Genomic DNA, 23,736 nt, shown 5'->3' on the forward strand with positions numbered 1-23,736 from the left:
CCCACCCCGGCCCCGACCCACCCACCGAACCGCACGCGCTACACAAACCCCCACCGAACCGAAACAGGCCGCCGCAGGCATTCAGGGGCGCGGGGAACTGCGCAAAACGCCCGCCCCCACCCCACCCCGCACCCACCCCACAACCCTCAGCTCACGCGCTGGCCGCCGGCGGTGCCAACTGTCGCGCCAGCCACGTGGGTACACCCCCCAGCAGCCGATACAACCGCCGCGCCTCCTCGCGGAGCCGGGACGCCTCCGGCTCCACCTCCGCGTCCGCCAGAGAAGCCAGCGCCGGTGCCGTCCCCACCAGGTACCCCAACTCCTCCCGGATCCGCAGCGATTCGGCGAACCCGTGCCGCGCCTCGGCCAACTCGCCGTCCCGCAGGGCCAGTCCGGCGAGGTGACGCCAGGTGAAGGACAGCAACAACGCATCGGACTGCGCCGTGGCGCCCGCGTGGGCACGCCGGTAGGCCGCGCGGGCCGCCTGCGGAGAATGGGCCAGGTTCTCGGCCAGCAGCCCCCGCCGGAAGTCCAGCAGCGCCCTGCCCTCCCCTCCCGGAGGGATCAGCGCCGCGGCACGGCCCAGCGCGGCCCGCGCCTCGTCCGCGCGGTCACGGACCCCGTGGAGCGTCGACGCGTACGCAAGTTGCCCTCTTTCACAAGCGGCCGCCCCCCGCTCGTCATCGCTGTGCGCCAGCGCTTCCGCGGTGCGCAACGCGTCCTCCGCCTCCGCCCAGCCCTGCTCGGTGTAGAGACAGCGCTCGACCAGCAGTGCCGTGCGTTGCATGGCCGCCGCTGCGGTGACCGGTTGGAGCAGGGCGGCCGCGTCGGCCCAGCAGGCCCGGGAGCGCAGCCGCCATACCGCGGTCTGGAGTGGATCGTCACCGGCGGTCGTTCCGTTACCAGACATGGCGGTATCCGCCACATTGCCCTCCCCGAGCGCACCATCGAGCTTTGAGTGGTGGCGGCATCTCAGCACGAAACTCGGGGCCCGGCCAAGGGGGTGGGTGAAGGAATTCACAAAGTCGTGAGAGTCCGGGGACCCACGGGTCTCAGCTCATCCTCAGTGCCAGGAAGAAATCCAGCTTGTCCTCAAGGCGCGAGAGGTCACGGCTGGTCAACTGCTCGATCCGGCCGACGCGGTAGCGCAGCGTGTTGACGTGCAGGTGGAGACGGGTCGCGCAGCGGGTCCAGGAGCCGTCGCAGTCGAGGAAGGCCTCCAGGGTGGGGATGAGCTCGGCCCGGTGGCGGCGGTCGTAGTCGCGCAGGGGGTCCAGGAGGCGGGCGGTGAAGGCCCGGCGTACGTCGTCGGGGACGAAGGGGAGCAGGAGGACGTGGGAGGCCAGTTCCTGGTGGCCCGCCGCGCAGACCCGGCCCGGACGGGCCGCCGCCACCCTGCGGGCGTGACGGGCCTCCTCCAGCGCGCCACGCAGGCCTTCCGCCGAGTGGACCGACGCGCTGACGCCCAGGGTGACCCTGCCGTCGTCGTCCAGGCCGGCCGAAAGGGGGTCCCGTACGGACTCCAGCAGGGCGTCCGCCAGGATGCCCGCCTCCGAGCCGTCGTGTTCCGCCGACACAGCGGGGAGGGGGACCAGCGCGATCGCCTCGTCGCCGGTGTGGGCCACCGCTATGCGGTCGGAGGGTTCCGGGCCCGTGGCCGACGGGTCCACGAGGATCTCCTCCAGGAGGGACTGGGCCACCGGGCCGCCCTCCAGGTCGCCGCCCTGCCACTCGACCCTCGCCACGACCACCTGCCAGTGGGGGGCGGCTCCGAGGCCGGGAAGGAGGACCGGGGCCGCCACCCGCAGGCGGGCCGCGATCTCGGCGGGGGCGGCTCCCGTCTGGACCAGTTCCAGGACCTCCTGGGCCAGCCGGCGGCGGACCGTGCGCGCCGCGTCCCTGCGGTCGCGTTCCACCGAGATCAGCTGGGTGACGCCCTGGAGGAGGTCCAGCCGCTCCTCCGGCCAGTCGCCGGCGTCCGCCTCCACGGCCAGCAGCCAGTCGGACAGGACCGTCTCGCGTACGTCCCTGGAGGCCTGCACGGAGCGGCCGCTGCTGCGGACCGGGAAGAGGGAGTACGTCGACGTTCCGAGCGTGACTCTGTGCGGGCCGCGGCGGCCTGTGCGGGCGGCCGCCAGATGTTCCGCCGCCAGCTTCGCGCAGGTGTCCGCGGGCAGGCCGGGGCCCGACACCTTCGGGCCCGCGATCAGGCGGCCGGTGGGGGACAGGACCCAGGCGCGCAGGTCCAGGTCCGAGCCGAGGAGATCGAGGACGACGTCCGGGCCGCCGCCCGCCGGACCCGAGGTCATCATGCGGCGGTGGCGGTCCACCACGGCCGCCAGATCGCCCGCGCGCTCGCCCGAGACCTGCCGTACGACATGCTCGGTGATCGTCGCGAAGGCCACCGACTCGTGCACCGCGAACAGCGGCAGGCGGTGGCGGGCGCAGGCCACGGCCAGGTCGTCCGGGACGTCGCCGAGCTCGGCCTCGCCGGCCGCCAGCGCGACCACTCCGGCCTGTACGAGGAGTCGTACGAAAGGCTCCGAGTCGGCCGCGTCCCGGCGCCAGGCGAGGCCTGTCAGGACCAGTTCCCCACCCGAGAGATAGCGGCTGGGGTCGCGCAGGTCCGTGGTCATCACACCGCGAACAGTGCGATCCAGTTCGTCCTCGCCGCCGAGCAGCCGCAGGCCCAGCGCGTCGGTGTCCAGCAGTGCGCGCAGCCGCATTCTCGTCGCCGCCGTTCTCTGTCTCGAAATCTACGATGGGGAGGGGGTCCGGTGGAGCGGGGAGCGGCTTCTGCCGTCTCCGGGGCTGTGTCCCAGGTCACGTGGGCTAAGTCGCACGTTTCCGCAGGGCCGTATCGGATGTTTCCGCAGGGCTGTATCGGAAGTTTCCAAAGGAAAACATGGAGGTTACCGAGGCCGTCCGTTCATACGAATCTACAAGATGAGGGCGCCGACCAGCCAACTCCTTCATGGTTTCCGTGACTGACCCGGTCGGAGTACGGCGCTGTGTACTGGCTCCACTCCACGTAAACAGCACATGAACGAGCCGGGCCCGCCGCACACGATCTGGCTCGATCCGTACGATCACGAGACGAAGAAGAGAGCCGGTCATGGACTTCCTTCGCCCCGCCAGCTGGGAGGAGGCGCTCGCCGCCAAGGCCGAGCACCCCACCGCTGTGCCCATCGCGGGCGGCACCGACGTGATGGTCGAGATCAACTTCGACCACCGGCGGCCCGAGTACCTGCTCGACCTGAACCGGGTCACCGAGCTCACCGAGTGGGAGGTCGGCGAGGACTCCGTGCGGCTCGGCGCCTCCGTGCCGTACACCCACATCATGGAGAACCTGCGCGGCGAGCTCCCGGGCCTGGCCCTCGCTTCGCACACCGTGGCCTCCCCGCAGATCCGCAACCGCGGCGGCGTCGGCGGCAACCTCGGCACCGCCTCCCCGGCCGGTGACGCCCACCCCGCTCTCCTTGCGGCGGGCGCCGAGGTCGAGGTGGAGTCCGTACGGGGGTCGCGTCTCATCCCGATCGACGAGTTCTTCACCGGCGTGAAGCGCAACGCGCTGGCCGCCGACGAGCTCATCCGCGCCGTGCACATCAAGAAGGCCGACGGGCCCCAGCAGTACTCCAAGGTCGGCACGCGCAACGCCATGGTCATCGCCGTGTGTGCCTTCGGCCTCGCGCTGCACCCCGGGACGCGGACCGTGCGGACAGGCATCGGCTCCGCCGCTCCCACGCCCGTGCGGGCCAAGGCCGCCGAGGAGTTCCTGAACGCCGCTCTGGAAGAGGGCGGGTTCTGGGACAACGGCAAGATCATCACGCCGTCGGTCGCGAAGCAGTTCGCGGACCTGTGCGCCGCCTCCTGCAACCCGATCGACGACGTCCGGGGCACGGCGAGCTACCGCCGCCACGCGGTCGGCATCATGGCCCGCCGCACGCTGACCTGGACCTGGGAGTCGTACCGCGGCACTGACGGTCGGACCATCGAGAAGGGGAGTGTCGCGTAATGCGCGTCAATTTCACGGTCAACGGCCGTCCGCAGGAAGCCGACGACGTCTGGGAGGGCGAGTCCCTTCTCTATGTGCTGAGGGAGCGGCTCGGGCTGCCCGGGTCGAAGAACGCCTGCGAGCAGGGGGAGTGCGGGTCCTGCACGGTCCGGCTGGACGGCGTTCCGGTCTGTTCCTGCCTGGTCGCCGCCGGGCAGGTCGAGGGACGTGAGGTGGTGACCGTCGAGGGGTTGGCCGACTACGCCAAGCAGCGGTCCTGCGGGCAGCACGCCGCCGAGGGGCAGGACTCCCATACCGGCGAAGGCACCGAACTCTCCCCGATCCAGCAGGCGTTCATCGACGCCGGCGCCGTCCAGTGCGGCTTCTGCACGCCGGGGCTGCTGGTCGCCGCCGACGAGATGCTGGAGCACAACCCCGACCCCAGCGACGCGGACATCCGTGAGGCGCTGTCGGGCAACCTGTGCCGTTGCACGGGCTACGAGAAGATCATGGACGCGGTCCGCCTCGCTGCCGCCCGGCAGTCCCAGGGGGTCTGACCATGGCTGCCAACGGCGCTCCCACCAAGATCACCCAGGGTTCGAAGACCAAGGGCGGCATCGGCGAGTCCACGCTCCGCCCGGACGGCACCCTCAAGGTCACCGGTGAGTTCGCGTACTCGTCCGACATGTGGCACGAGGACATGCTCTGGGGGCAGATCCTCCGCTCGCCGGTCGCGCACGCGGAGATCGTGTCCATCGACACCGGCGAGGCGCTCGCCATGCCGGGCGTCTACGCCGTCATGACGTACGACGACCTGCCGACCGAGGTGAAGAACTACGGTCTGGAGATCCAGGACACCCCGGTTCTCGCCCACGGCAAGGTCCGCCACCACGGCGAGCCGGTCGCCATCGTCGCCGCCGACCACCCGGAGACGGCCCGCCGTGCGGCCGCCAAGATCAAGGTCGAGTACCGCGAGCTGCCCGTCATCACCGACGAGGCCTCCGCGACCGCGCCCGACGCGATCCTCGTCCACGAGGGCCGCGACGACCACCACATCGGGCACGTCCCGCACCCGAACATCGTCCACCGCCAGCCGATCATCCGCGGTGATGCGCAACAGGCAGCCGAGCGGGCCGACTTCGTCGTCAAGGGCGAGTACACCTTCGGCATGCAGGACCAGGCCTTCCTCGGCCCCGAGTCGGGTCTCGCCGTGCCGGACGAGGACGGTGGCGTCCATCTCTACATCGCCACCCAGTGGCTGCACTCCGACCTGCGGCAGATCGCGCCCGTCCTGGGCCTGCCCGAGCGCAAGGTGCGCATGACGCTGTCCGGCGTCGGCGGGGCCTTCGGCGGCCGTGAGGACCTGTCGATGCAGATCCACGCCTGTCTGCTCGCGCTGCGCACCGGCAAGCCGGTCAAGATCGTCTACAACCGTTTCGAGTCCTTCTTCGGGCACGTCCACCGTCACCCGGCCAAGCTGTACTACGAGCACGGGGCCACGCGTGAGGGCAAGTTGACCCACGTCAAGTGCCGGATCGTGCTGGACGGCGGCGCGTACGCCTCCGCCTCCCCGGCCGTGGTCGGCAACGCCTCCTCGCTCTCGATCGGCCCGTACGTGGTCGACGATGTCGACATCGAGGCCCTCGCCCTCTACACCAACAACCCGCCCTGCGGCGCGATGCGCGGCTTCGGCGCGGTCCAGGCGTGCTTCGCCTACGAGGCGCAGATGGACAAGCTGGCCGACGCGGTGGGCATGGACCGGGTGGAGTTCCGGCAACTGAACGCCATGGAGCAGGGGACCATCATGCCGACGGGGCAGCCCGTCGACTCCCCGGCCCCGGTCGCCGAACTCCTGCGCCGTGTCAAGGCGATGCCGCTTCCTCCGGAGCAGCAGTGGCTCTCCGCCGGCGAGGAGGCGGACGTACGCCAGCTGCCGGGCGGTCTGTCCAACACCACCCACGGCGAAGGCGTCGTCCGCGGTGTCGGCTACGCGGTCGGCATCAAGAACGTCGGTTTCTCCGAGGGGTTCGACGACTACTCCACGGCGAAGGTCCGTATGGAGGTCATCGCGGGGGAGCCCGTCGCCACCGTGCACACCGCCATGGCGGAGGTCGGCCAGGGCGGGGTCACCGTCCACGCGCAGATCGCCCGGACCGAGCTGGGTGTCGCGCAGGTGACGATCCATCCGGCGGACACGCAGGTGGGTTCGGCGGGTTCGACCTCGGCTTCGCGGCAGACGTACGTCACCGGTGGCGCGGTCAGGAACTCCTGCGAGCTCGTCAGGGAGAAGGTCCTGGAGCTCGGGCGCCGCAAGTTCGGTTCCTACCACCCCGCTTGGGCCACCGCCGAGCTGCTCCTCGAAGGCGGCAAGGTCGTCACCGACGGCGGCGAGGTGCTCGCGGACCTGGTCGACGTGCTGGAGGACGAGAGCGTCGAGGTCGAGGCGGAGTGGCGGCACCGGCCCACCGAGGCCTTCGACCTGCGCACCGGACAGGGCTTCGGACACGTCCAGTACTCCTTCGCCGCCCACCGCGCGGTCGTCGAGGTCGACACCGAGCTCGGGCTTGTCAAGGTGATCGAACTGGCCTGCGCCCAGGATGTCGGCAAGGCACTCAACCCGCTGTCCGTCATCGGGCAGATCCAGGGCGGCACCATCCAGGGTCTCGGCGTCGCGGTGATGGAGGAGATCATCGTCGACCCCAAGACGGCCAAGGTCAGGAACCCGTCCTTCACGGACTACCTGATCCCCACGATCCTCGACACGCCGACCATCCCCGTCGACGTGCTCGAACTGGCCGACGACCACGCGCCGTACGGGCTGCGCGGCGTCGGCGAGGCACCCACGCTGTCCTCGACTCCCGCTGTCCTCGCGGCGATCCGCAATGCGACGGGCCTGGAGCTGAACCGGACACCGGTACGCCCGGAGCACCTCACGGGCATGTGAGTTCGCCTGGGGGACGCCGAGTCCCCCAGGCCCCCAGTTCGTCTCGGGCCGTCCCCCGGGTCGTGTAATTCCCAACCCCCTTTGAAACTTGGGAGACGGCAGCATGACCCAGCAGTCCCTGGAACCCAGGACCACGGCCGCAGACGTGGGGGAAGACACCCGCGTCCCGGTCGGCAGGTCCTGGCTCGACCGGTACTTCCACATATCCCGGCGAGGGTCCACCGTCGCCCGCGAAGTGCGAGGCGGCGTCACGACCTTCATGGCGATGGCGTACATCCTCCTGCTCAACCCCCTGATCCTGTCCGGCAAGGACGTCGCGGGGGACACCCTCGGCCAGAAGGCCCTGATCACCGCGACCGCGTTCGCGGCGGCCTTCACCACGCTGCTGATGGGCTTCTTCGGCAAGGTGCCGCTGGCGCTCGCCGCCGGCCTTTCTGTTTCCGGTGTGCTGTCCTCGCAGGTCGCGCCCGCGATGACCTGGCCGCAGGCCATGGGCATGTGCGTGATGTACGGCGTGGTCATCATGCTGCTGGTCGTCACCGGCCTGCGCGAGATGATCATGAACGCGATCCCGTTGGCCCTCAAGCACGCGATCACCATGGGCATCGGACTGTTCGTCGCCCTGATCGGCTTCTACAAGGCCGGCTTCGTCCACCAGGGCAAGGCGACCCCGGTCACCCTCGGGCCGACGGGCGAACTCGCGGGCTGGCCGGTCCTGTTGTTCGCCGTCACCCTCCTCGCCATCTTCATGCTCCAGGCGCGCGGAGTGCCCGGCGCGATCCTGATCGGCATCGTCGGCGGAACCGTACTCGCCGTCGTCCTCAACGGCGTCGGCGCCATCGCCCCGAAGCAGTGGGCGAGCGGCGCCCCCGAACTGCACGGCAGCGCGGTCTCGATGCCCGACTTCTCGATCTTCGGGGACGTCGAGTTCGGCGGCTGGGGCGAGGTCGGCGCGATGACGGTCGGCATGATCGTGTTCACGCTGGTGCTCGCCGGGTTCTTCGACGCGATGGCCACCATCATCGGCGTCGGCACCGAGGCGAAACTGGCCGACGCGCAGGGCCGGATGCCGGGCCTGTCCAAGGCGCTGTTCATCGACGGCGCGGGCGGAGCGATCGGCGGGGTGGCCGGTGCCTCCGGGCAGACGGTCTTCGTCGAGTCGGCCACGGGCGTCGGGGAAGGTGCCCGCACCGGGCTCTCCTCCGTCGTCACCGGCCTGTTCTTCGCGGCCTGTCTGTTCTTCACCCCGCTGACGGCCATCGTGCCGGGCGAGGTGGCCGCCGCGGCCCTCGTGGTCATCGGCGCCATGATGATGATGAACGCCCGCCACGTCGACTGGGCCGACCGCGCCACCGCGGTCCCGGTCTTCCTGACCGTCGTGATCATGCCGTTCACCTACTCGATCACCGCCGGAGTCGCCGCCGGAGTGATCTCGTACGTCGCCATCAAGGTCGCCCAGGGCAAGGCCCGCGAGATCGGGGCGTTCATGTGGGGCCTGGCGGTGATCTTCCTCGTCTACTACGCCCTGAACCCGATCGAGAGCTGGCTGGGCGTCCACTAGGCCCCGGCCAACGCCCCTGTACGCAACCGCTGTTAAGGAGACCGAGAGATGCTGGACATCGCCGACGAGCTGCACCGGTGGGTCGAGCAGGGACGTGACTTCGCCGTGGCCACCGTGGTGGCCGTGGGCGGCAGCGCGCCCCGCCAGCCGGGCGCCGCCCTCGCGGTGGACGCCGACGGCACGGCGATCGGCTCGGTCTCCGGCGGCTGTGTGGAGGGCGCGGTCTACGAACTCTGCCAACAGGCCCTGGAGGACGGGGAGTCGGTCCTCGAACGCTTCGGATACAGCGACGAGGACGCCTTCGCCGTCGGCCTGACCTGCGGCGGCGTGATCGACATCCTCGTCACCCCGGTACGGGTCGGCGATCCCGTCCGTACGGTGGTCACGGCCGCGCTGACGGCCGCCGTGCGCGGGGAGGCGGCGGCCGTGGCACGGATCGTCTCCGGCCCGCGGGAGATCGTCGGACGCGCCCTTGTCGTACGGCCCGACGGCTCGTACGACGGCGGATTCGGCGCCCATCCCGAACTCGACCGCACGGTCGCCGCGGAGGCCGGTGCCTTCCTGGACGCGGGCCGCACCGGCACCCTGGAGATCGGTGAGCAGGGCTCGCACTGCGGAGCCCCGCTCACCGTGCTGGTCGAGTCCTCCGTACCGGCGCCCCGGATGATCGTGTTCGGCGCCATCGACTTCGCCTCGGCGCTGGTGCGGATCGGGAAGTTCCTCGGCTACCGCGTGACGGTGTGCGACGCCCGCCCGGTGTTCGCCACCGAGGCCCGCTTCCCGGAGGCCGACGAGATCGTCGTCGAGTGGCCCCACACCTACCTGGAACGCACGGAGACCGACGCCCGGACCGTCCTGTGCGTCCTCACCCACGACGCCAAGTTCGACGTACCCCTCTTGCGCCTGGCCCTCCGGCTACCGGTCGCCTACGTCGGCGCCATGGGCTCCCGCCGCACCCACCTCGACCGCAACGATCGCCTGCGCGAAGTCGGCGTCACGGAACTGGAGTTGGCGCGGCTGCGGTCACCCATCGGCCTTGACCTGGGCGCCCGTACACCCGAGGAGACGGCCCTGTCGATCGCCGCGGAGATCGTCGCGAACCGGCGCGGCGGCAGCGGCGTCTCCCTCACCGGCGCGCACACGCCGATCCATCACGACGCGACGGCGCCACCGGCCCGCCGGATCGAATCGGTGGCCTGAGCGGACACCGACGGCTTGCATGCCACGAACGCTCACGTCCCGCGCAGCAGCCGGTTCAGGGCCCGCCCGAACACCGACCGGGCCGCCATCCTCAGCAGCGGTCCGGGGAGCAGGGGTACTCGCAGATGCTCGCGCCAGATCACGCGGGCGCGCCCGCCCGGGCCCGGATGCACCTCCAGTTCGGCCCAGCCCTTGACGACCCGGCCCCGCTTCTCCAGCCGGCACAGCCCCGACACACCGTCCGCCGGTGGGCGCCAGACCGTGACCTCCATGGGGTCGTCGAAGGCGAGGAGACCGATCCCCGAACGGGCCACGACACGCGTGCCCTCGGCCGTCGGACCCAACGGCACGACGGTGACGCGCGTCAGGGGGACGACCTCGCCGTGGCGGGGCCACTCCGTGAGGCGGCGCCAGGCCTCGTCCTGGGAGAGCGGGGCCGTGCGTTCGAGGAGGAAGGTGACCACGGGCCGATCTTAGGGAATCAGGCCTGCTCAGCGGGGATTTCATAGGGGTCTCACATGCATGACGCAGTGGGACATGGGCGGGGAGACGTACCTGGGGTGAACTCACGGCGTTTGGGCCGAGCTGATGTCGGCGTACGCCCAGAGCCGCCGGGTCACCACCCGGCCGTGAACAACTGCGCCTCACCCTCCGGGAGGTGACCGGCCGGCTGCCGGGGCTGATGATCCGCCGCTCGCCCCGCCGGCTCCACCTGACCTGGTAGGACGCTCCCGCCGCATGGACCGGCGCCGCGGGGTACCCGTGGAGAGGAACGAGTGCACGGGAGAGCCGGGAGGTGGCCCATGACGCGCGTGCGTACGGTGTTGTTCGACCGTGACAGCATCCTCGCCGAAGACCCGTTCGACCCGGAGCGGATGTGGCCGGCGGCCGGGGCCCGGGAGGCGCTCGGCATGCTGCGGCTGCACGGCGTCCGCACCGGGTTCGTCGCCCTGCAGCCCGGCATCGGGCTCGGGCGGCTCAGCGACGCGGACGTACGGGCCGTCAACCACCGTGTCGACGGACTCCTCGGCCCCTTCGACATCTGGGGAGTGTGCCCGCACGGGCCCGAGGACGGCTGCCACTGCCGCCCGCCCGAACCGGGCCTGATCCTCTGGGCGGCGGGCCGGGTGTGCACGGCCCCGGCCGACTGCGCGGTCGTCGGCACCGCCGCGGACGCCGAGGCCGCGGCCCGGGTGGGCGCCCACGGGATCCTCGTACCGGACGAGCGGACCCGTCCGGAGGACACGGCCCGCGCCGGCCATGTGGCGCCGGACCTCCCCACCGCCGTACGCGCCCTGCTCACCGGGCCGCCGAAGGGGCGGGTCCTGGTCGACGAACGGCCTATCGAGGAGGCCTTCGACAACGGCGACGCGTGAGCCTCAGGGTTCCGTCCACCGGCACACCAGCCGGAACGACGCGAACAGGGTCAGGGGCCAGACGGCCGAGAAGGCCCAGATCACCGCGGGCCGCGAGGTGACGATCCCGGTCACCAGGAGCGCGATCGAGACCGCGAGCAGCAGGCCCACGGTCAGGACGTGCGGCCGGTAGTGCGCGACCCGGGACAGGTCGGGCCGCCGCCGCAGCCTCAGTGTGCGCAGTCGGCGGTCCAGGCGGCGGTCGCGGCGCAGGGCGCGTTCCACCTCGTCCAGAATGCGCTGCTCGTGATCGGGGAGTCGCCCTGTTGTCACTGTCGCTCCTCGCGGATCCGGAGAGTCCTTCTCCGAGTGCCCGGAGAAGGACCCGTGAAGCCTCCGGTCACTGGGCGTAGAAGGTCGCGTCCCCCTTGTCCGTGGTGGTGCTCGGGGTCTGCACGTACAGCAGGTAGGCGTAGTGCCGGATGTAACGGCCCGCGTAGTTGTACGACTCGTACGAGATCCCCGCCGAGTCGGCGAGCCCGGCCCGCCGGTAGAAGCTGGCGTCGGAGGCGAAGGCCGTCGTGCCGTCGTTCTTCTCCAGCCACACCTCGAAGTTCTTGTGCCGCAGGTAGTAGCCGGGGAAGTTGGCCGACTCCAGCGACACCGTGCCGGTGCCGGTGAGACCGGTGACGACCCGGAACTGCGAGTCGGCGAGCGGCGAGACGTTCGCCTCGATCCTGGCCCGGTACTCCCAGTGGCGGACGAAACGGTCCGCGTAGTTGTACGACGAGAAGCGCTGCGGGGTGACGCCGTCGGCGACCGGGATGCCGAAGTCGGGGGTGCCGTCGGCCTTCCAGTAGACCTTCTGCACCCGGGTACGGCGGTTGGGGTCGTTCAGCGGGTCGCCGCTGATGTCCTTGTAGCTACGGTCGTGGTAGACGAGGATGTCCGACTTGCCGTCCTCGGACGTGGTGAAGGAGTTGTGGCCCGGCCCGTACTGCGAGGTCGAGGCGTTCGACTGGAACACCGGGGCCGAACTCTTGGTCCAGGACGCGGGGTTGGTCAGGTCGGCCGTCGCCGAGGCGCTCAGCATGCCCAGGCAGTAGTTGGCGTCCGTCGCGCTCGCCGAGTACGTCATGAAGACCTTGCCCCCGTGCTGGATCAGCGCCGGGCCCTCGTTGACCTTGTAGCCGATGGTCTCCCAGGACAGCGTCGGCTGGGACAACTCGGCCGGAGTCCCCTGAATCGTCCAGGGGTTGGCCAACTTGGCGATGAACAGGCTGGTGTTGTTGTTCTCGGACGGGTTGCGCTGCGCCCACGCGAGGTAGCGCACGCCGTTCACGACGAAGGTCGTCGCGTCCAGCGAGAAGCTCTCCCACGTGGTCGTGATCTGGCCCTTCTCGGTCCAGGTCGCGGTCAGCGGGTTGGCGCCGGTGCCTTCGAGGACGTACATGCGGATCGCCCACACGTCACTGGTGGACCCGGCGGCGAAGTACACGTACCACTTGCCGTCGATGTAGTGGATCTCCGGCGCCCAGATGTGCGCGCCCATGACCCCGCTGGAGTGCTTGGTCCAGATCGTGGTCTCGGCGGCCGTCGACAGGCCCTGGATGGTGGTCGCGCGGCGCAGCACGATCCGGTCGTACTCGGGGACTGTCGCGGTGAAGTAGTAGTAGCCGTCGGTGTGTTTGAAGATGTGCGGGTCGGCCCGCTGCTCGGCGATCGGGTTGGTGTAGGTCACGGCGGGGGAGTCGGGCACGGCGGCGTGGGCGGCGCCGCCGGGTCCGGACAGCGTGGCCGCCAGACCCATGAACAGGGCAAGGAGCAGCCGAACTGCGGTGCGTCTCAAGGTGGTTCTCCAGATCAGGTCGTCGGTACGAGGCGCCACTGCTGGCAGTTGTTGTTGAGCCAGGTCCACTGCCGTACGTCCGTGCCGTTCGCGGTGCCGCAGTCGGTGACGTCGGCGACCTTGCCGGTGGACTCGTTGACGAGCCGGACGTAGTCACCGGTGGCGGTGAACACGGCCCGGAATCGCTGGCACTTGTTGTTCAGCCACGACCACTGGCGGATGTCGGCGCCGTCCGCGCCGGAGCAGTCGGCCACGTCGGCCACCTTGCCGGTCGCCACGTTCACCAGCCGGTTGGTGTCGTCGCCGAGGTCCTCGATGCGCCACTTCTGGTTGGAGCCGCCGTTGCAGGTCCACTGGAAGATGTTGGCGCCGTCGGCGGTGCTGCCGCCGTTCACGTCGAGGCACTTGCCGCTGTTGCGGTTGACCAGGGTGTACGAGGTCGGGGTGGCCGCGGTCTCGCCCGACGGGCCGGGGAGCGTGGTGCCGAGCGCGACCGGGGTGCCGAAGTTCGGGGTGCCGTCGGCGTTCCAGGTGAACTCCTGGGCGCGGGTGGTCCGTCCGTTGCCGCAGCCGCCGCCGACGGAGGAGTTGGCGTGGTAGACGATCCAGTTCTCGGAACCGTCCGGCGAGGTGAAGAAGCCGTTGTGGCCGGGCCCGTACACCCCGTTGGCGTCACTGCGCTGGAAGACCGGCGTCTGCTTCTTCGTCCAGGACGCCGGGTTCAGCGGGTCGGAGCCGGTCAGCTCCAGCTGGCCCAGCTTGTAGTCGGCCGTCCCGCAGAAGCTCGCCGAGTACGTCAGGAAGGTGCGGCCGCCGTGGTAGAGCGGCTCGGGCCCCTCGTTGACCGCACCGCCGGAGGTCTCCCAGCTGAGCGTGGGGCTGGAGATGATCGTGAAGGTGTTGCTCGCGAGGGTGTACGGATTGCTCATCGGCGCGATGACCAGGCTCTGCGTACTGCCGTTGATGAAACCGCTGCCGACCAGGTACAGGCTGCCGTTGTGCTGCAGCACGCTCGCGTCGATCAGCCAGCCGCCCGGCGTGAGATTGGAGCCCGTCAGCGTGTTCTTGTACGTGTACGGGCCCATGGGGTCGGTCCCCGCGCTCTCCAGCACATGCGTGCGCTGCGAGTCGCAGCAGGCCACACCCCCCTGCCCTGCCGAGTAGTACAGGTACCAGTGCCCGTCGAGGAAGTGCAGCTCGGGCGCCCAGATGTTGGTGTTCCGGGTCGATGTGGTGTCCGACCACACCTGCACGTTCGGCGCGGTGGCGAGGCCCGCCAGGGTCGGGGACTTCCGGATGCCGAGGATGCCGGTGAACGTCGTGGTGACCAGGTAGTAGTTGCCGTCGTGGTACTCCAGCCAGGGGTCGGCACCCTTCGACGACTTGAGGGGGTTGGTGTAGGGGCGGCCGTCGGCGGCGGAGGCCGAGGAGGTCGCCGACACCAGGGCGAGAAGCAAGGCGAGCAGACCGACCATCAGGCGACGCATACGAGACCGTCCTGTCCGTGATTTCGAACGCAGTTCGTAACTTCGGTCAGAAGATAAGTGCGGGTCATGCACTCGTCAACGCTTGCGTCACATGCATTTCACCCGCGCGTGACCCTGCGACGAGGACAGGGGACCTGCACGACGGTGAGGTCGGCGGATCCCCTGCGATGCTCGCGGCACTCCCGGCGGCGCGCCGGCCTACGCCGTCGCCTCCGCGGCGGCCTTCCCTGCCTGCCGCCCCGAGAACAGGCATCCACCGAGGAACGTCCCCTCAAGTGACCGGTATCCGTGCACCCCGCCACCCCCGAACCCGGCGACCTCCCCGGCCGCGTAGAGCCCCGGCACAGGAGATCCGTCAGCCCCCAGTACCCGTCCCGAGAGGTCGGTCTGGAGTCCGCCCAGCGTCTTGCGCGTCAGCACATTGAGTCGTACGGCGATCAGCGGGCCGGCGCTGGAGTCCAGGATGCGGTGGATGGGTGCCGTACGGCTGAGGGAGTCGCCGACATACTTCAGCGCGTTGCGGATGCCCATGACCTGGACGTCCTTGGTGTAGGAGTTCGTGATCTCCCGGTCCCGCGCCTCGATCTGCCGCTTGAGCTCGTCGAGGACGATCAGATTGTCCCCGGTGAGTTTGTTCATCCCGGCGACGAGCTCGGTGAGCGTGGTGGCCACGACGAAGTCCTCACCCTTGTTCTTGAACTTCTCGATCGGCTCCGGCGTCTGCCAGATGCGGGAGAGCAACTGCCAGACGTTCTTGTTGGTGAGGTCCGGGTTCTGTTCGGAGCCGGAGAGCGCGAACTCCTTGGCGATGATCTTCTGGGTGGTGACGAACCAGGAGTAGTCGTACCCGGAGTCGGTGATCGTCTTCAGGGTGTGCAGGGTGTCGTAGCCCGGGATGTCGGGTGTGTCGAACCGCTTGCCCTCGGCGTCGAACCACATCGAGGACGGGCCGGGCAGGATGCGGATGCCGTGGCCCGGCCAGATCGGGTCGTAGTTCCTGAGGCCCTCGGTGTAGTGCCACATGCGGTCCGGGTTGACGATCCGGCCGCCGGCCTTCTCGGTGATGGCGAGCATCCGGCCGTCGACGTGCGCGGGGACACCGGTGACCATGAACTTCGGCGGAGTGCCCATCCGGGCGGGCCAGTTCTGGCGGACCAGGTCGTGGTTGGCGCCGATCCCGCCGGAGGTGACCACGACGACCGGGGCGCGCAGTTCGAAGTCGCCGACGACGGTACGGGAGCTGGGCTTGCCGCGGGCGGCGTCGCTGGGCTCCAGGATTGCGCCGCGGACGCCGGTGACGACTCCTCCGGTGGTGACGAGCTCGTCCACGCGGTGCCGGAACTTGAAGGTCACCAGCTTGTTGTCGACCGCCGCCCGCACCTTCTTCTCGAAGGGCTCGACCACGGCCGGACCGGTGCCCCAGGTGACATGGAAGCGGGGCACCGAGTTGCCGTGTCCGGTCGCGAGACCGCCGCCGCGCTCCGCCCAGCCGACGATCGGGAACCACTGCATACCGAGCCCGGCGAGCCAGGACCGCTTCTCGCCGGACGCGAACTCCACATACGCCTTGGCCCACTTGGCAGCCCAGTAGTCCTGACCGGCGGGGTCGTCGACGCCCCGGTCGAAGCCGGCCGTGCCCTGCCAGTCCTGCCAGGCCAGGTCGTAGGTGTCCTGGACGCCCATCAGCCGCTGTTCGTCGGAGTTCACGAAGAACAGCCCGCCGAAGGACCAGAACGCCTGGCCGCCCAGGCTCGCCTCCGGCTCCTGGTCGAGGAGCAGCACCTTGCGTCCCGCGGCGGCGAGTTCGGCGGTCGCGACCAGTCCGGCCAGCCCATGGCCCACCACGATGGCGTCCGCGTCCTGGGACTCGGCGGCGAACGCGGGAAACGCGGTCTGCGCGAGGGCGGCGCCCGCCAGCACTCCGCCGGCCACGGTCAGGGTCTGGCGGCGGGTGACGCCGCTGGGTGAGACGGGCGTGTCCATGGAGCACCTCCGGGGCAGATGACACAGGGAAGTTCAAGAGGGGGTAAAGGGTGTTGCTGCGCCAACTGCGCTGTTACCGTCGGTAGCCCACAGGAAACCAGCACGACACACCGGAGCGGTAGTGGCCGGGAGTCAACGCGGAGCCCCTCGCGTTGTGGCTCGCAGACAGTCGCGGAAGGGGGAGCCCATGACCGTGGTCCTCGGGCCCGAGCCGGTCGTCGACATCCTGCTGGGCATGGCCTCGGACACCGACGTGCGCGGCGAACTCGTCCGCGCCGCCCGCACCCGCTCACCGGAACTGGCCCACATCGGCGAGGCGGAGACCCGCTCGCACGTCACCGCGCTGATCCGGGCGGCCGGACCGTGGCTCACCGCCCTCGGCCGCGCCGAGGCCGTCGACGAACAGGACTTCGGCGCCGCCCTGTTGCTGGGCGCCGACCGGGCCGTCCAGGGCGTCGCCATGACGGCCGTACTGCGGGGTGTGCAGGCGGCGCTCACCCGTGCGGTCGAGATCACCCTGGACCGCTGCCGCACCGCCGGGGTCCCCGACGCCGTACTGCTCTCGGTCGTGCTGCGGATGAAGGAGTACGGCGACGCGGTCGAACGGCATGTCATCAACGGCTACCGGGCCGCCGAAGAGGAGGCGCCGAGGGAAGCGGGCGCGGTACGCGGACGGCTGCTGCGGCAGCTCCTGATCGACGGAGGCGCCCCGCCCGCCGATGCGTTGACGCGGGCCGGGATCCGGCCGAACGCCGACGGCCTGCACCACTGCTTCGCCGCCACCGCAGTCCACCCGCACGCCCTGCCCGTCTCGGCCCTCCTCGACGGCCATGTGGCCGGCCTCTCCCCGCACCGGCCGGACCCCGAGGAGCTCCCGCCCGGAGCCCTGGTCGTCGTGGCACCCGCCGTCCCCGCCACGGAGTTGCGCGCGCTGTACGGGCTGTGCGCACGGGCCGTGGACCTGGGCGGCCCCGAGGGCAGGGTCGGCCTGTACGACCTCACGGACCTCGCCGCCGAGATCGCCCTCGCCGAACAGCCGCTCCTGGGCGCGCACTTGAGCCGTCTGCTGCTGGGCGCCCTGGACCCCTCGGACGACTTCCACTGCCAACTCGCGCTCACCGCACGGACCTTCCTGGACCACGGACGACGGCTCGACCAGACGGCGGCGGCCCTGTTCACCCACCCCAACACCGTCCGCTACCGTCTCGGCCGCCTCCAGCAGATCACCGGGGCCACCTTCACCGACCAGCCGACGGGGGCCGTACCCACCCTGCGGTGGTGGTGGGCCCTCACCACCTGGCTGGGCACGAAGCCCTGAAGCCGGAGGCCCGGCGGCCCGGGGCGGGCGGGTTCGCGGAGCCGTGCCGGGAAAGCGGGCCGCCTCGCGCGCCACTCGGGCGTACGTTCTCCTGGAGTCCGTCGAGGGGCGACGGGACGGGAAGGACCGCGTGGACACCGACCGCCGAGCAAAGGCGCAACGCTTCGTCGAGCTGCACCGTGAGGGCTGTTTCCTGCTTCCCAACGCATGGGACATGGGCAGCGCCCGCATCCTGGAGGCGGCCGGGTTCCCGGCCATGGCGACGACGAGCGCGGGCGTCGCCTTCTCCCTCGGACGCCCCGACCACGACTTCTTCGCCGAACAGCCGCCCGAGGACCGCGTCGACCGCGAGACCATGCTGCGCCGGGTCCACGAGATCGCGGGCGGGATCGCCGTACCACTGAGCGCGGACCTGGAGGACGGATACGGCGAGTCGCCGGAGACCGTCGCCGCCACCATCGCCAAGACCCTCGCCGCTGGAGCCGCCGGCGGCAACATCGAGGACTTCACCGGCGACCGCACCCGCCCGCTCCACGACGAGAAGCTCGCCGCCGACCGCATCCGCGCCGCCCGCGAGACCCTGACGGCCGAGGGCGAGCCCTTCGTCCTGGTCGGCCGCACCGACGTGCTCCTGGTCGGCGGCCCCCTCGACGAGGCCGTTCGGCGGGCCAACGCCTATATGGAGGCCGGAGCCGACTGCGCGTTCGTCCCCGGCGCCGCCGACGCCGGGACCATCGCCACCCTGGTCCGTGAGATCGACGGCCCGCTCAACGTGGTGATGGGTCTGACGGGCAACGCGCTCTCCCTCGACGACCTGCGCGAACTCGGCGTACGGCGGGTCACGGTCGGGGGCAGCATCGCCCGCGCGATGTACCGCCATCTGCTCGACGCGGCACGGGAGTTGGCCGAGCGGGGCACGTTCTCCTACGCCGCCGACCAGCTCTCCCAGACGGAGCTCAACGACCTGTTCCGGCGGGGCTAGCGGTCGGCAGCACACAGCTCGGCGCCTCGGGCGCGTCCTCGGCGTGCCGGGTCAGCGCGCAGACCGTCCGCAGGCCGACCTTCCAACCGCCGTCCTGGAGTACGGCCGTGCCCGGCCCGCCGGTGTCCAGCCGTCGGTCGTCGAGCGTGAGGTCGTAGGCCACATCGGCGGACCGGTCCGAGGTGTACGACACGGAGGTCACCTCGGCGCGCAGCTTGCCGCCGCTAGGGTCACGGAAGAGGTTGTCGATCATCAGGGCGTTCTCGTCGCCGTCCTCGACGACGTCACTGCGCTCGTCCAGGGAGGACTTCGGGTCGAAGAGAACCGTCCACGCCTCGCGGATGTCCCGTTCGGCCCCTTCCGGGTCCGAGGGCGCGGTGGCGGTCGGCGACGGGGAGGCGGAGAGCGACGGTGAGCCCCCGGGCGTGGTCGGGCCGGGTGATCCGGTGGCGGAGGACCGGGCCGTCCGGGAGGCGTCGTCACCGCTGCCGTCGTTGTCGCAGGCTCCGGTGAGGACGAGGGCGGCGACAGCGAGGGCCGCCGCCCAGGCCCCACGCCGTGCAGGGGAGTTCACGCAGGTCATGGCACTCCATCTCCGGGTACGCCGTGTGGCTGGCCTACCCGGAGGCGGGGGATTCATCCGGGACGCGTGCGAAATCCCGATGCGGGGTGGCTATTCCGCGGTGCCGCCCCGACGCCGTACCGCGAACACCACGGCGGACACCGCCACGAGGACGCCCACGCCGATACCGGTCCAGGCGCCTGCGGACATCCCACCCTCGTCGTCCTTCTCGGTGGCGGCGGCCTGCGGGGAGGCCACCGGGGTCGTCTCCACAGGGGTCGGGCTGGCGGAGGCGCTGGGGGAGGCGCTGGGGGAGGGGCTGATCGGCTTCGCGCCGGGCGCCGCGGCCTTCAGCTTCAGTGTCGGCGCCGGGTTCTCGCCGTTCTCGTCCAGCTCGATCCAGCGGTCGACGTGTCCGTCGCCGTACGTCTGGAGGGTCTTGAACGCCACCTCCTCCGCATCGGGCAGCTGTCGTACGACGACGGAGTACTCGACGTTCGTGCCGGTCTTCAGCTCCGCGCCCTTGACGGTGTAGCCGTCGTCGGTCGCGGCGAACTTCCAGCCCTCGGGACCCTTGCCGTACGTCACGTCGGCCGGGGCGATGCCCTCGGGCAGGACCACGCGCACCTCCTTGGTCCCGGAGGTGTCGGACTCGGCCTCGGCGTGGAAGGAGACGGTGACGTTCTCGGCGAGGGCCTGCGCCTTGTCGGCCTCGACCTCGGTGTGGGCGGCGGCCGGAAAGGCGGTGAGCAGTACGGCGGTTGCCGCTGCGGCGACGGCGACGGACAGGCGCGGAAGGGTGATTCGGGACATGGATGTCTCCAGGCAGGCAGGTGGTACGGCGGGTTCAGTGGGCGGGAGCTGCGCTCGCCGCCGGAGGACCCCGCCGTACCACCGCGTGTGCCAGCAACGGCAGGCCGGCGAGCGGCCGTTCGCCGTACGTCCGCACCACGGCCCTCGCGGCCTTCGGCGCGGGTGACACGGGCCGGGTGAACAGCAGTCGGGTGGCGGCCAGTCGGGCCCGTACCGTGTCGAGCGCCTCCGTCACCCCGCGGGCCACGCTCCAGCAGGCCGCGTCCGCGCGGTGCAGGAGCACCGCGACCAGGGCGGCGACCGACGCGTGGGCCGCCGTCATGGCGAGCGAACCGTGGAGCCGCTCGTGCCACGCCGGATGGGCGCCGTGCAGATGCCCGCCAGGGTGGGCGGCGGCCGTCGCGCGCGCGGTGAGCGTCAGCCACAGATGCAGCCCGGACTGTCCCGCGACACTGCAGGCCACGACCGTCGTCAGGCCGCGGGGCCGCTGCACACCCACAAGACCTACCGCGAACAGCACCGCCGTCGCGGCCGCACCCCGGGTCCAGGGCACCGGGCCCTCGTCGAGCAGATGGTGGGCGCTGACCCCGAGCACCGTACCGACGACGGCGAACACCGCGGCCCGGAGAACGGGCAGTGGCGCGCGAGTCGTTGGGGCGGAACGGTGCATGGCCCGCTCATCATGGGCCATCCCGGGCCCCTTCGGCAGGCCGGTCCGGGAAAGAGCCGTACCCCTGGCGTCGTACCGGCTCAGTGGGTGTCCGGCCCCTGAGCCTTCGCTTCCGCCGTGTCCCGGGGCTCGACGACCTCCCCCTGGATCACCTGGGGCGTCGGTCGCCCCTCCTTCGCCGCACGGGCCTCCGCCTTGAGGATGCGTGTGGACTTGCCCGCCGCACGGGTCAGCTCGGGCCCCTTCTTGATGGCGAGGACCGCTATGACGACGACAAGGATGATCGCGAGTTCGCTCAGTCCGAACATGTGAGGGGCCTCCGCCAGAGGTTGACAGCGATGCCGGACGAGACGCCCGCCGGACCGGCAGCGTACCCGCACTCCGAGCCGACAGCTTGCTTTGCCTGTCCTTTACTATTGGTGGAACCCGCCCGACCCGCCCCGACATGAAGGAGCCACAGACCCGCAATGGGTGAGCCTCCCAGTACCAGCCGTGCCGCGTCCCACTCGTACCGACGAGCCGGGGTGGCCCGGTGACCGAGATCCTGCTGCTTCTGACCGCCCTCCTCCTCACCCTGGCCTGCGCCGTGTTCGTCGCCGCCGAGTTCTCCCTGACCACCGTCGAGCGCGGTGACCTGGAGCGGGCCGCCGAGGCCGGTGAGCGGGGCGCCGAGGGCGCGCTGAAGGCCGTACGCAGGCTGACGCTCCAGCTCTCCGGCGCCCAGCTCGGCATCACGGTCACCTCGCTGGTGATCGGCATGCTCGCCGAACCCTCACTCGCGGCGCTCCTCAAGGGCCCGCTGGAGGCGCTCGGCCTGGGCGGGGCCGCCGCACCCGTGGCGACAGCGCTCGGCGTGGCCCTGTCCACCGTGGTGCTGATGGTGGTCGGCGAGCTGGTCCCGAAGAACTGGGCCATCTCCCGGCCGCTGGCCGTCGCCAAAGTGGTGGCCGGGCCGCAGAGCGCTTTCACCGCCGTCTTCGGCCCGTTCATCCGGCATCTCAACGACACCGCGAACCGTTTCGTACGGCGCCTGGGCCTGGAGCCCGCCGAGGAGCTGGCCTCCGCCCGCAGTCCCGAGGAGCTGGTCGCGCTCGCCGAGCGCTCCGCCGCCGAGGGCGCCCTGGAGGCCGACTCCGCCGAACTGTTCGTGCGCACCCTGCACCTGGGCGAGCTGACCGCGGAGAACGTCATGACACCGCGCGTCGACGTCAAGGCCCTCGAAGCGCACGCGACCGCCGCGGACGCCGCGAACCTCACCCACGCCACCGGCCTGTCCCGCTTCCCGGTCTACCGCGACAGCCTGGACGAGGTCATCGGCACCGTCCACATCCGAGACGTGCTCGCCCTGGAGCCGGAGAAGCGGGCCGTCACCCCGGTCACCGAACTGGCCACCGCACCCCTGCTGGTCCCGGACAGCCTGACCGCCGACCGGCTCCTGCAGCGGCTGCGGGCGACCCGCACCATGGCCGTCGTCATCGACGAGTACGGCGGCACGGCGGGCGTGGCGACGGTGGAGGACATCGTCGAGGAGGTCGTCGGCGAGGTCCGCGACGAGCACGACCCCGTCGAGACACCCGATCTTCGGCCCGCAGGGGACGGCGCCTGGGAGGCGGAGGGCTCCGTCCGCGTCGACCGGCTCGGCGAGATGGGCCTCACGGCGCCCGAGGGGCCGTACGAGACCGTGGCCGGACTGGTCGCCACCCGTCTCGCGCGCATCCCCGCCAAGGGCGACGAACTCGACCTGGACGGCTGGCGTCTGGAGGTCCTGGACGTGGAACACCACCGTGCCGACCGGGTCCGGATCACCGAAGCGTCGCGAGTGCCGGTCCAGGCGGGGGAGGAGACCCGATGACCACCGTGCAGCTGCTCGTCGGCGCCCTGACGCTGCTGACCAACGCCTTCTTCGTGGGCGGCGAGTTCGCCCTGATCTCCGTGCGCCGCAGCCAGATCGAGCCACGCGCGCGTGAGGGCCACAAGCGGGCCCGGATGACCCTGTGGGGTCTCGAACACCTCTCCGCGATGATGGCCACCGCCCAGCTCGGCATCACCGTCTCCTCGCTGGTGCTCGGCGCGGTCGCCGAACCGGCCATCGCTCACCTGCTGGAGCCCGGCTTCGAGGCGGCCCGCATCCCGCACGGCCTGGTCCACCCGATCGCCTTCGTGATCGCCCTGTCGCTGGCCACGTATCTGCACATGCTGATCGGCGAGATGGTGCCCAAGAACATCGCGCTCGCGGCACCCGTGCCCACCGTGCTGCTCCTCGGACCGCCCCTGGTGGCCCTCACGCGCGCGCTCAGGCCGTTCGTGTTCGGCATCAACGCCTTCGCCAACGCCCTGCTGAAGCTGCTGCGCGTGGAACCCAAGGACGAGGTCGAGTCGGTCTTCACCGACGACCAGATCGCCCGCATGGTGGTCGACGCCAGCGAGGCCGGGCTGCTCTCGCCGGCCGACGGCGAGCGGCTGCGGGACGCGCTGGAGCTGGGCACCCGGCCGGTCGGCGAGATCCTCGTTCCGGTCCAGAGGATGCGCACCGCCGACGCCTCGGTCACCCCGGCCCGCCTGGAGCGGCTGGCCGCCGACGCGGGCTACTCCCGCTTCCCGGTCACAGGCGGGGACGGCACCCTGCTGGGCTACCTGCACATCAAGGACACCCTCGGCGTCACCGACCGCGACCGGCCCTTCCCGCGCTCCGCCCTGCACCGGGTCACCCGGGTCCGCATCGACACCCCGCTGGACGACACCCTCACCGCACTGCGCGCCGACAGGAGCCATCTGGCGGCGGTGACGGGGGAGGCGGGGGCGGTCCTCGGGTTCGTGACGATGGAGGACGTCCTGACCGAGCTGGTCGGGCCGGCGCCGACGGCCGTATGACTCACACTCCGTCGAGGAGCCGGAGCGGCTCGGACTGATCAGCGAGGCCGACTCCGAGCTGCTCATCTGTCCGCAGCCGCAGCCGCAGCCGCAGCCGCAGCCGCAGCCGCAGCCGCAGCCGCAGCCGCAGCCGCAGCCGCAGCAGAC

At 71.0% G+C, this 23,736-nt stretch carries 21 protein-coding genes; 10 read left to right on the forward strand and 11 right to left on the reverse strand.

From position 1 onward, the window contains the following. Positions 1-151: 151 nt before the first annotated feature. Positions 152-925 carry a hypothetical protein gene (locus ACI2L1_RS19000; RefSeq protein WP_404740476.1) on the reverse strand — a complete coding sequence of 258 codons (774 nt, stop codon included), beginning with the start codon at positions 923-925 and terminating at the stop codon, positions 152-154. A gap of 127 nt (positions 926-1,052) precedes the next feature. Beyond that, a complete protein-coding gene (locus ACI2L1_RS19005) occupies positions 1,053-2,726 on the reverse strand; it encodes a PucR family transcriptional regulator (protein WP_404740477.1) in 1,674 nt (557 codons plus the stop codon). 389 nt (positions 2,727-3,115) lie between these two features. Here ACI2L1_RS19005 and ACI2L1_RS19010 point away from each other — a divergent pair, with 389 nt between their 5' ends. The 5 genes from ACI2L1_RS19010 (at position 3,116) to ACI2L1_RS19030 (ending at position 9,699) form a co-directional block, all read left to right on the forward strand. Further along, positions 3,116-4,015, forward strand: coding sequence for an FAD binding domain-containing protein (locus ACI2L1_RS19010; RefSeq protein WP_404740478.1), 900 nt, complete (start codon positions 3,116-3,118; stop codon positions 4,013-4,015). Further along, positions 4,015-4,551 (forward strand): (2Fe-2S)-binding protein, encoded by a 537-nt coding sequence (locus tag ACI2L1_RS19015; protein ID WP_404740479.1) that lies wholly within the window; start codon positions 4,015-4,017, stop codon positions 4,549-4,551. Before ACI2L1_RS19010 ends, ACI2L1_RS19015 begins: the two co-directional genes overlap by 1 nt. A gap of 2 nt (positions 4,552-4,553) precedes the next feature. Further along, positions 4,554-6,938 carry a xanthine dehydrogenase family protein molybdopterin-binding subunit gene (locus ACI2L1_RS19020; RefSeq protein WP_404740480.1) on the forward strand — a complete coding sequence of 795 codons (2,385 nt, stop codon included), beginning with the start codon at positions 4,554-4,556 and terminating at the stop codon, positions 6,936-6,938. 103 nt (positions 6,939-7,041) lie between these two features. Further along, entirely contained in the window at positions 7,042-8,499 is a 1,458-nt protein-coding gene (locus ACI2L1_RS19025; protein ID WP_404740481.1) for an NCS2 family permease, read from the forward strand. 48 nt (positions 8,500-8,547) lie between these two features. Next, positions 8,548-9,699, forward strand: a complete 1,152-nt coding sequence (locus tag ACI2L1_RS19030) for an XdhC family protein (protein ID WP_404740482.1) — start codon at positions 8,548-8,550, stop codon at positions 9,697-9,699. Positions 9,700-9,731: 32 nt separating this feature from the next. Here ACI2L1_RS19030 and ACI2L1_RS19035 read toward each other — a convergent pair whose 3' ends face one another. Further along, positions 9,732-10,163: an SRPBCC family protein gene (locus tag ACI2L1_RS19035; RefSeq protein ID WP_404740483.1), complete on the reverse strand. Its 432-nt coding sequence runs from the start codon at positions 10,161-10,163 to the stop codon at positions 9,732-9,734. Between the two features lie 339 nt (positions 10,164-10,502). Here ACI2L1_RS19035 and ACI2L1_RS19040 point away from each other — a divergent pair, with 339 nt between their 5' ends. Then, positions 10,503-11,075: an HAD-IIIA family hydrolase gene (locus ACI2L1_RS19040; RefSeq protein ID WP_404740484.1), complete on the forward strand. Its 573-nt coding sequence runs from the start codon at positions 10,503-10,505 to the stop codon at positions 11,073-11,075. 3 nt (positions 11,076-11,078) lie between these two features. On the opposite strand, the gene ACI2L1_RS19045 is transcribed toward ACI2L1_RS19040, so the two are convergent. The 4 genes from ACI2L1_RS19045 to ACI2L1_RS19060 all read right to left on the reverse strand — a co-directional run bounded on the left by ACI2L1_RS19045 (position 11,079) and on the right by ACI2L1_RS19060 (position 16,373). Next, positions 11,079-11,387, reverse strand: coding sequence for a DUF3040 domain-containing protein (locus ACI2L1_RS19045; protein ID WP_404740485.1), 309 nt, complete (start codon positions 11,385-11,387; stop codon positions 11,079-11,081). A gap of 67 nt (positions 11,388-11,454) precedes the next feature. Then, entirely contained in the window at positions 11,455-12,903 is a 1,449-nt protein-coding gene (locus ACI2L1_RS19050) for a family 43 glycosylhydrolase (protein ID WP_404740486.1), read from the reverse strand. Between the two features lie 14 nt (positions 12,904-12,917). Then, positions 12,918-14,390 (reverse strand): family 43 glycosylhydrolase, encoded by a 1,473-nt coding sequence (locus ACI2L1_RS19055; protein WP_404740487.1) that lies wholly within the window; start codon positions 14,388-14,390, stop codon positions 12,918-12,920. A 198-nt stretch (positions 14,391-14,588) separates the two neighbouring features. Then, positions 14,589-16,373, reverse strand: coding sequence for an FAD-binding dehydrogenase (locus ACI2L1_RS19060; RefSeq protein ID WP_404740488.1), 1,785 nt, complete (start codon positions 16,371-16,373; stop codon positions 14,589-14,591). A gap of 187 nt (positions 16,374-16,560) precedes the next feature. On the opposite strand from ACI2L1_RS19060, the gene ACI2L1_RS19065 reads away from it, so the two are divergent. Both ACI2L1_RS19065 and ACI2L1_RS19070 read left to right on the forward strand, forming a co-directional pair. Beyond that, positions 16,561-17,691: a helix-turn-helix domain-containing protein gene (locus ACI2L1_RS19065; protein WP_404740489.1), complete on the forward strand. Its 1,131-nt coding sequence runs from the start codon at positions 16,561-16,563 to the stop codon at positions 17,689-17,691. A 43-nt stretch (positions 17,692-17,734) separates the two neighbouring features. Then, positions 17,735-18,673 carry an isocitrate lyase/phosphoenolpyruvate mutase family protein gene (locus ACI2L1_RS19070; protein WP_404740490.1) on the forward strand — a complete coding sequence of 313 codons (939 nt, stop codon included), beginning with the start codon at positions 17,735-17,737 and terminating at the stop codon, positions 18,671-18,673. Here ACI2L1_RS19070 and ACI2L1_RS19075 read toward each other — a convergent pair. The 4 genes from ACI2L1_RS19075 to ACI2L1_RS19090 all read right to left on the reverse strand — a co-directional run bounded on the left by ACI2L1_RS19075 (position 18,648) and on the right by ACI2L1_RS19090 (position 21,026). Then, positions 18,648-19,256, reverse strand: a complete 609-nt coding sequence (locus tag ACI2L1_RS19075; RefSeq protein ID WP_404740491.1) for a hypothetical protein — start codon at positions 19,254-19,256, stop codon at positions 18,648-18,650. The genes ACI2L1_RS19070 and ACI2L1_RS19075 overlap by 26 nt on opposite strands. Before the next feature lie 90 nt (positions 19,257-19,346). Next, the gene (locus ACI2L1_RS19080; protein WP_404740492.1) at positions 19,347-20,048 is read right to left on the reverse strand and encodes a DUF1775 domain-containing protein; all 702 of its coding nucleotides are present in this window, start codon (positions 20,046-20,048) and stop codon (positions 19,347-19,349) included. A gap of 34 nt (positions 20,049-20,082) precedes the next feature. Further along, positions 20,083-20,739, reverse strand: coding sequence for a hypothetical protein (locus ACI2L1_RS19085; protein WP_404740493.1), 657 nt, complete (start codon positions 20,737-20,739; stop codon positions 20,083-20,085). Between the two features lie 59 nt (positions 20,740-20,798). Then, positions 20,799-21,026, reverse strand: coding sequence for a twin-arginine translocase TatA/TatE family subunit (locus tag ACI2L1_RS19090; RefSeq protein WP_404740494.1), 228 nt, complete (start codon positions 21,024-21,026; stop codon positions 20,799-20,801). A 224-nt stretch (positions 21,027-21,250) separates the two neighbouring features. On the opposite strand from ACI2L1_RS19090, the gene ACI2L1_RS19095 reads away from it, so the two are divergent. Both ACI2L1_RS19095 and ACI2L1_RS19100 read left to right on the forward strand, forming a co-directional pair. Beyond that, positions 21,251-22,570: a hemolysin family protein gene (locus tag ACI2L1_RS19095; RefSeq protein ID WP_404740495.1), complete on the forward strand. Its 1,320-nt coding sequence runs from the start codon at positions 21,251-21,253 to the stop codon at positions 22,568-22,570. Continuing rightward, positions 22,567-23,589, forward strand: coding sequence for a hemolysin family protein (locus ACI2L1_RS19100; RefSeq protein WP_404740496.1), 1,023 nt, complete (start codon positions 22,567-22,569; stop codon positions 23,587-23,589). Before ACI2L1_RS19095 ends, ACI2L1_RS19100 begins: the two co-directional genes overlap by 4 nt. The last annotated feature ends 147 nt before the right edge of the window (positions 23,590-23,736 follow it).

Source organism: Streptomyces sp. NPDC019531 (assembly GCF_044903305.1).
Lineage (GTDB): Bacteria > Actinomycetota > Actinomycetes > Streptomycetales > Streptomycetaceae > Streptomyces.

What these genes read in the sequence shown, in the direction of transcription:
- ACI2L1_RS19005 (WP_404740477.1), bottom strand. Translation starts at nt 2,726, where the DNA reads ATGCGGCTGCGCGCACTGCTGGACACCGACGCGCTGGGCCTGCGGCTG.
- ACI2L1_RS19010 (WP_404740478.1), top strand. Translation starts at nt 3,116, where the DNA reads ATGGACTTCCTTCGCCCCGCCAGCTGGGAGGAGGCGCTCGCCGCCAAG.
- ACI2L1_RS19015 (WP_404740479.1), top strand. Translation starts at nt 4,015, where the DNA reads ATGCGCGTCAATTTCACGGTCAACGGCCGTCCGCAGGAAGCCGACGAC.
- ACI2L1_RS19020 (WP_404740480.1), top strand. Translation starts at nt 4,554, where the DNA reads ATGGCTGCCAACGGCGCTCCCACCAAGATCACCCAGGGTTCGAAGACC.
- ACI2L1_RS19025 (WP_404740481.1), top strand. Translation starts at nt 7,042, where the DNA reads ATGACCCAGCAGTCCCTGGAACCCAGGACCACGGCCGCAGACGTGGGG.
- ACI2L1_RS19030 (WP_404740482.1), top strand. Translation starts at nt 8,548, where the DNA reads ATGCTGGACATCGCCGACGAGCTGCACCGGTGGGTCGAGCAGGGACGT.
- ACI2L1_RS19040 (WP_404740484.1), top strand. Translation starts at nt 10,503, where the DNA reads ATGACGCGCGTGCGTACGGTGTTGTTCGACCGTGACAGCATCCTCGCC.
- ACI2L1_RS19055 (WP_404740487.1), bottom strand. Translation starts at nt 14,390, where the DNA reads ATGCGTCGCCTGATGGTCGGTCTGCTCGCCTTGCTTCTCGCCCTGGTG.
- ACI2L1_RS19060 (WP_404740488.1), bottom strand. Translation starts at nt 16,373, where the DNA reads ATGGACACGCCCGTCTCACCCAGCGGCGTCACCCGCCGCCAGACCCTG.
- ACI2L1_RS19065 (WP_404740489.1), top strand. Translation starts at nt 16,561, where the DNA reads ATGACCGTGGTCCTCGGGCCCGAGCCGGTCGTCGACATCCTGCTGGGC.
- ACI2L1_RS19075 (WP_404740491.1), bottom strand. Translation starts at nt 19,256, where the DNA reads ATGACCTGCGTGAACTCCCCTGCACGGCGTGGGGCCTGGGCGGCGGCC.
- ACI2L1_RS19080 (WP_404740492.1), bottom strand. Translation starts at nt 20,048, where the DNA reads ATGTCCCGAATCACCCTTCCGCGCCTGTCCGTCGCCGTCGCCGCAGCG.
- ACI2L1_RS19085 (WP_404740493.1), bottom strand. Translation starts at nt 20,739, where the DNA reads ATGGCCCATGATGAGCGGGCCATGCACCGTTCCGCCCCAACGACTCGC.
- ACI2L1_RS19090 (WP_404740494.1), bottom strand. Translation starts at nt 21,026, where the DNA reads ATGTTCGGACTGAGCGAACTCGCGATCATCCTTGTCGTCGTCATAGCG.
- ACI2L1_RS19100 (WP_404740496.1), top strand. Translation starts at nt 22,567, where the DNA reads ATGACCACCGTGCAGCTGCTCGTCGGCGCCCTGACGCTGCTGACCAAC.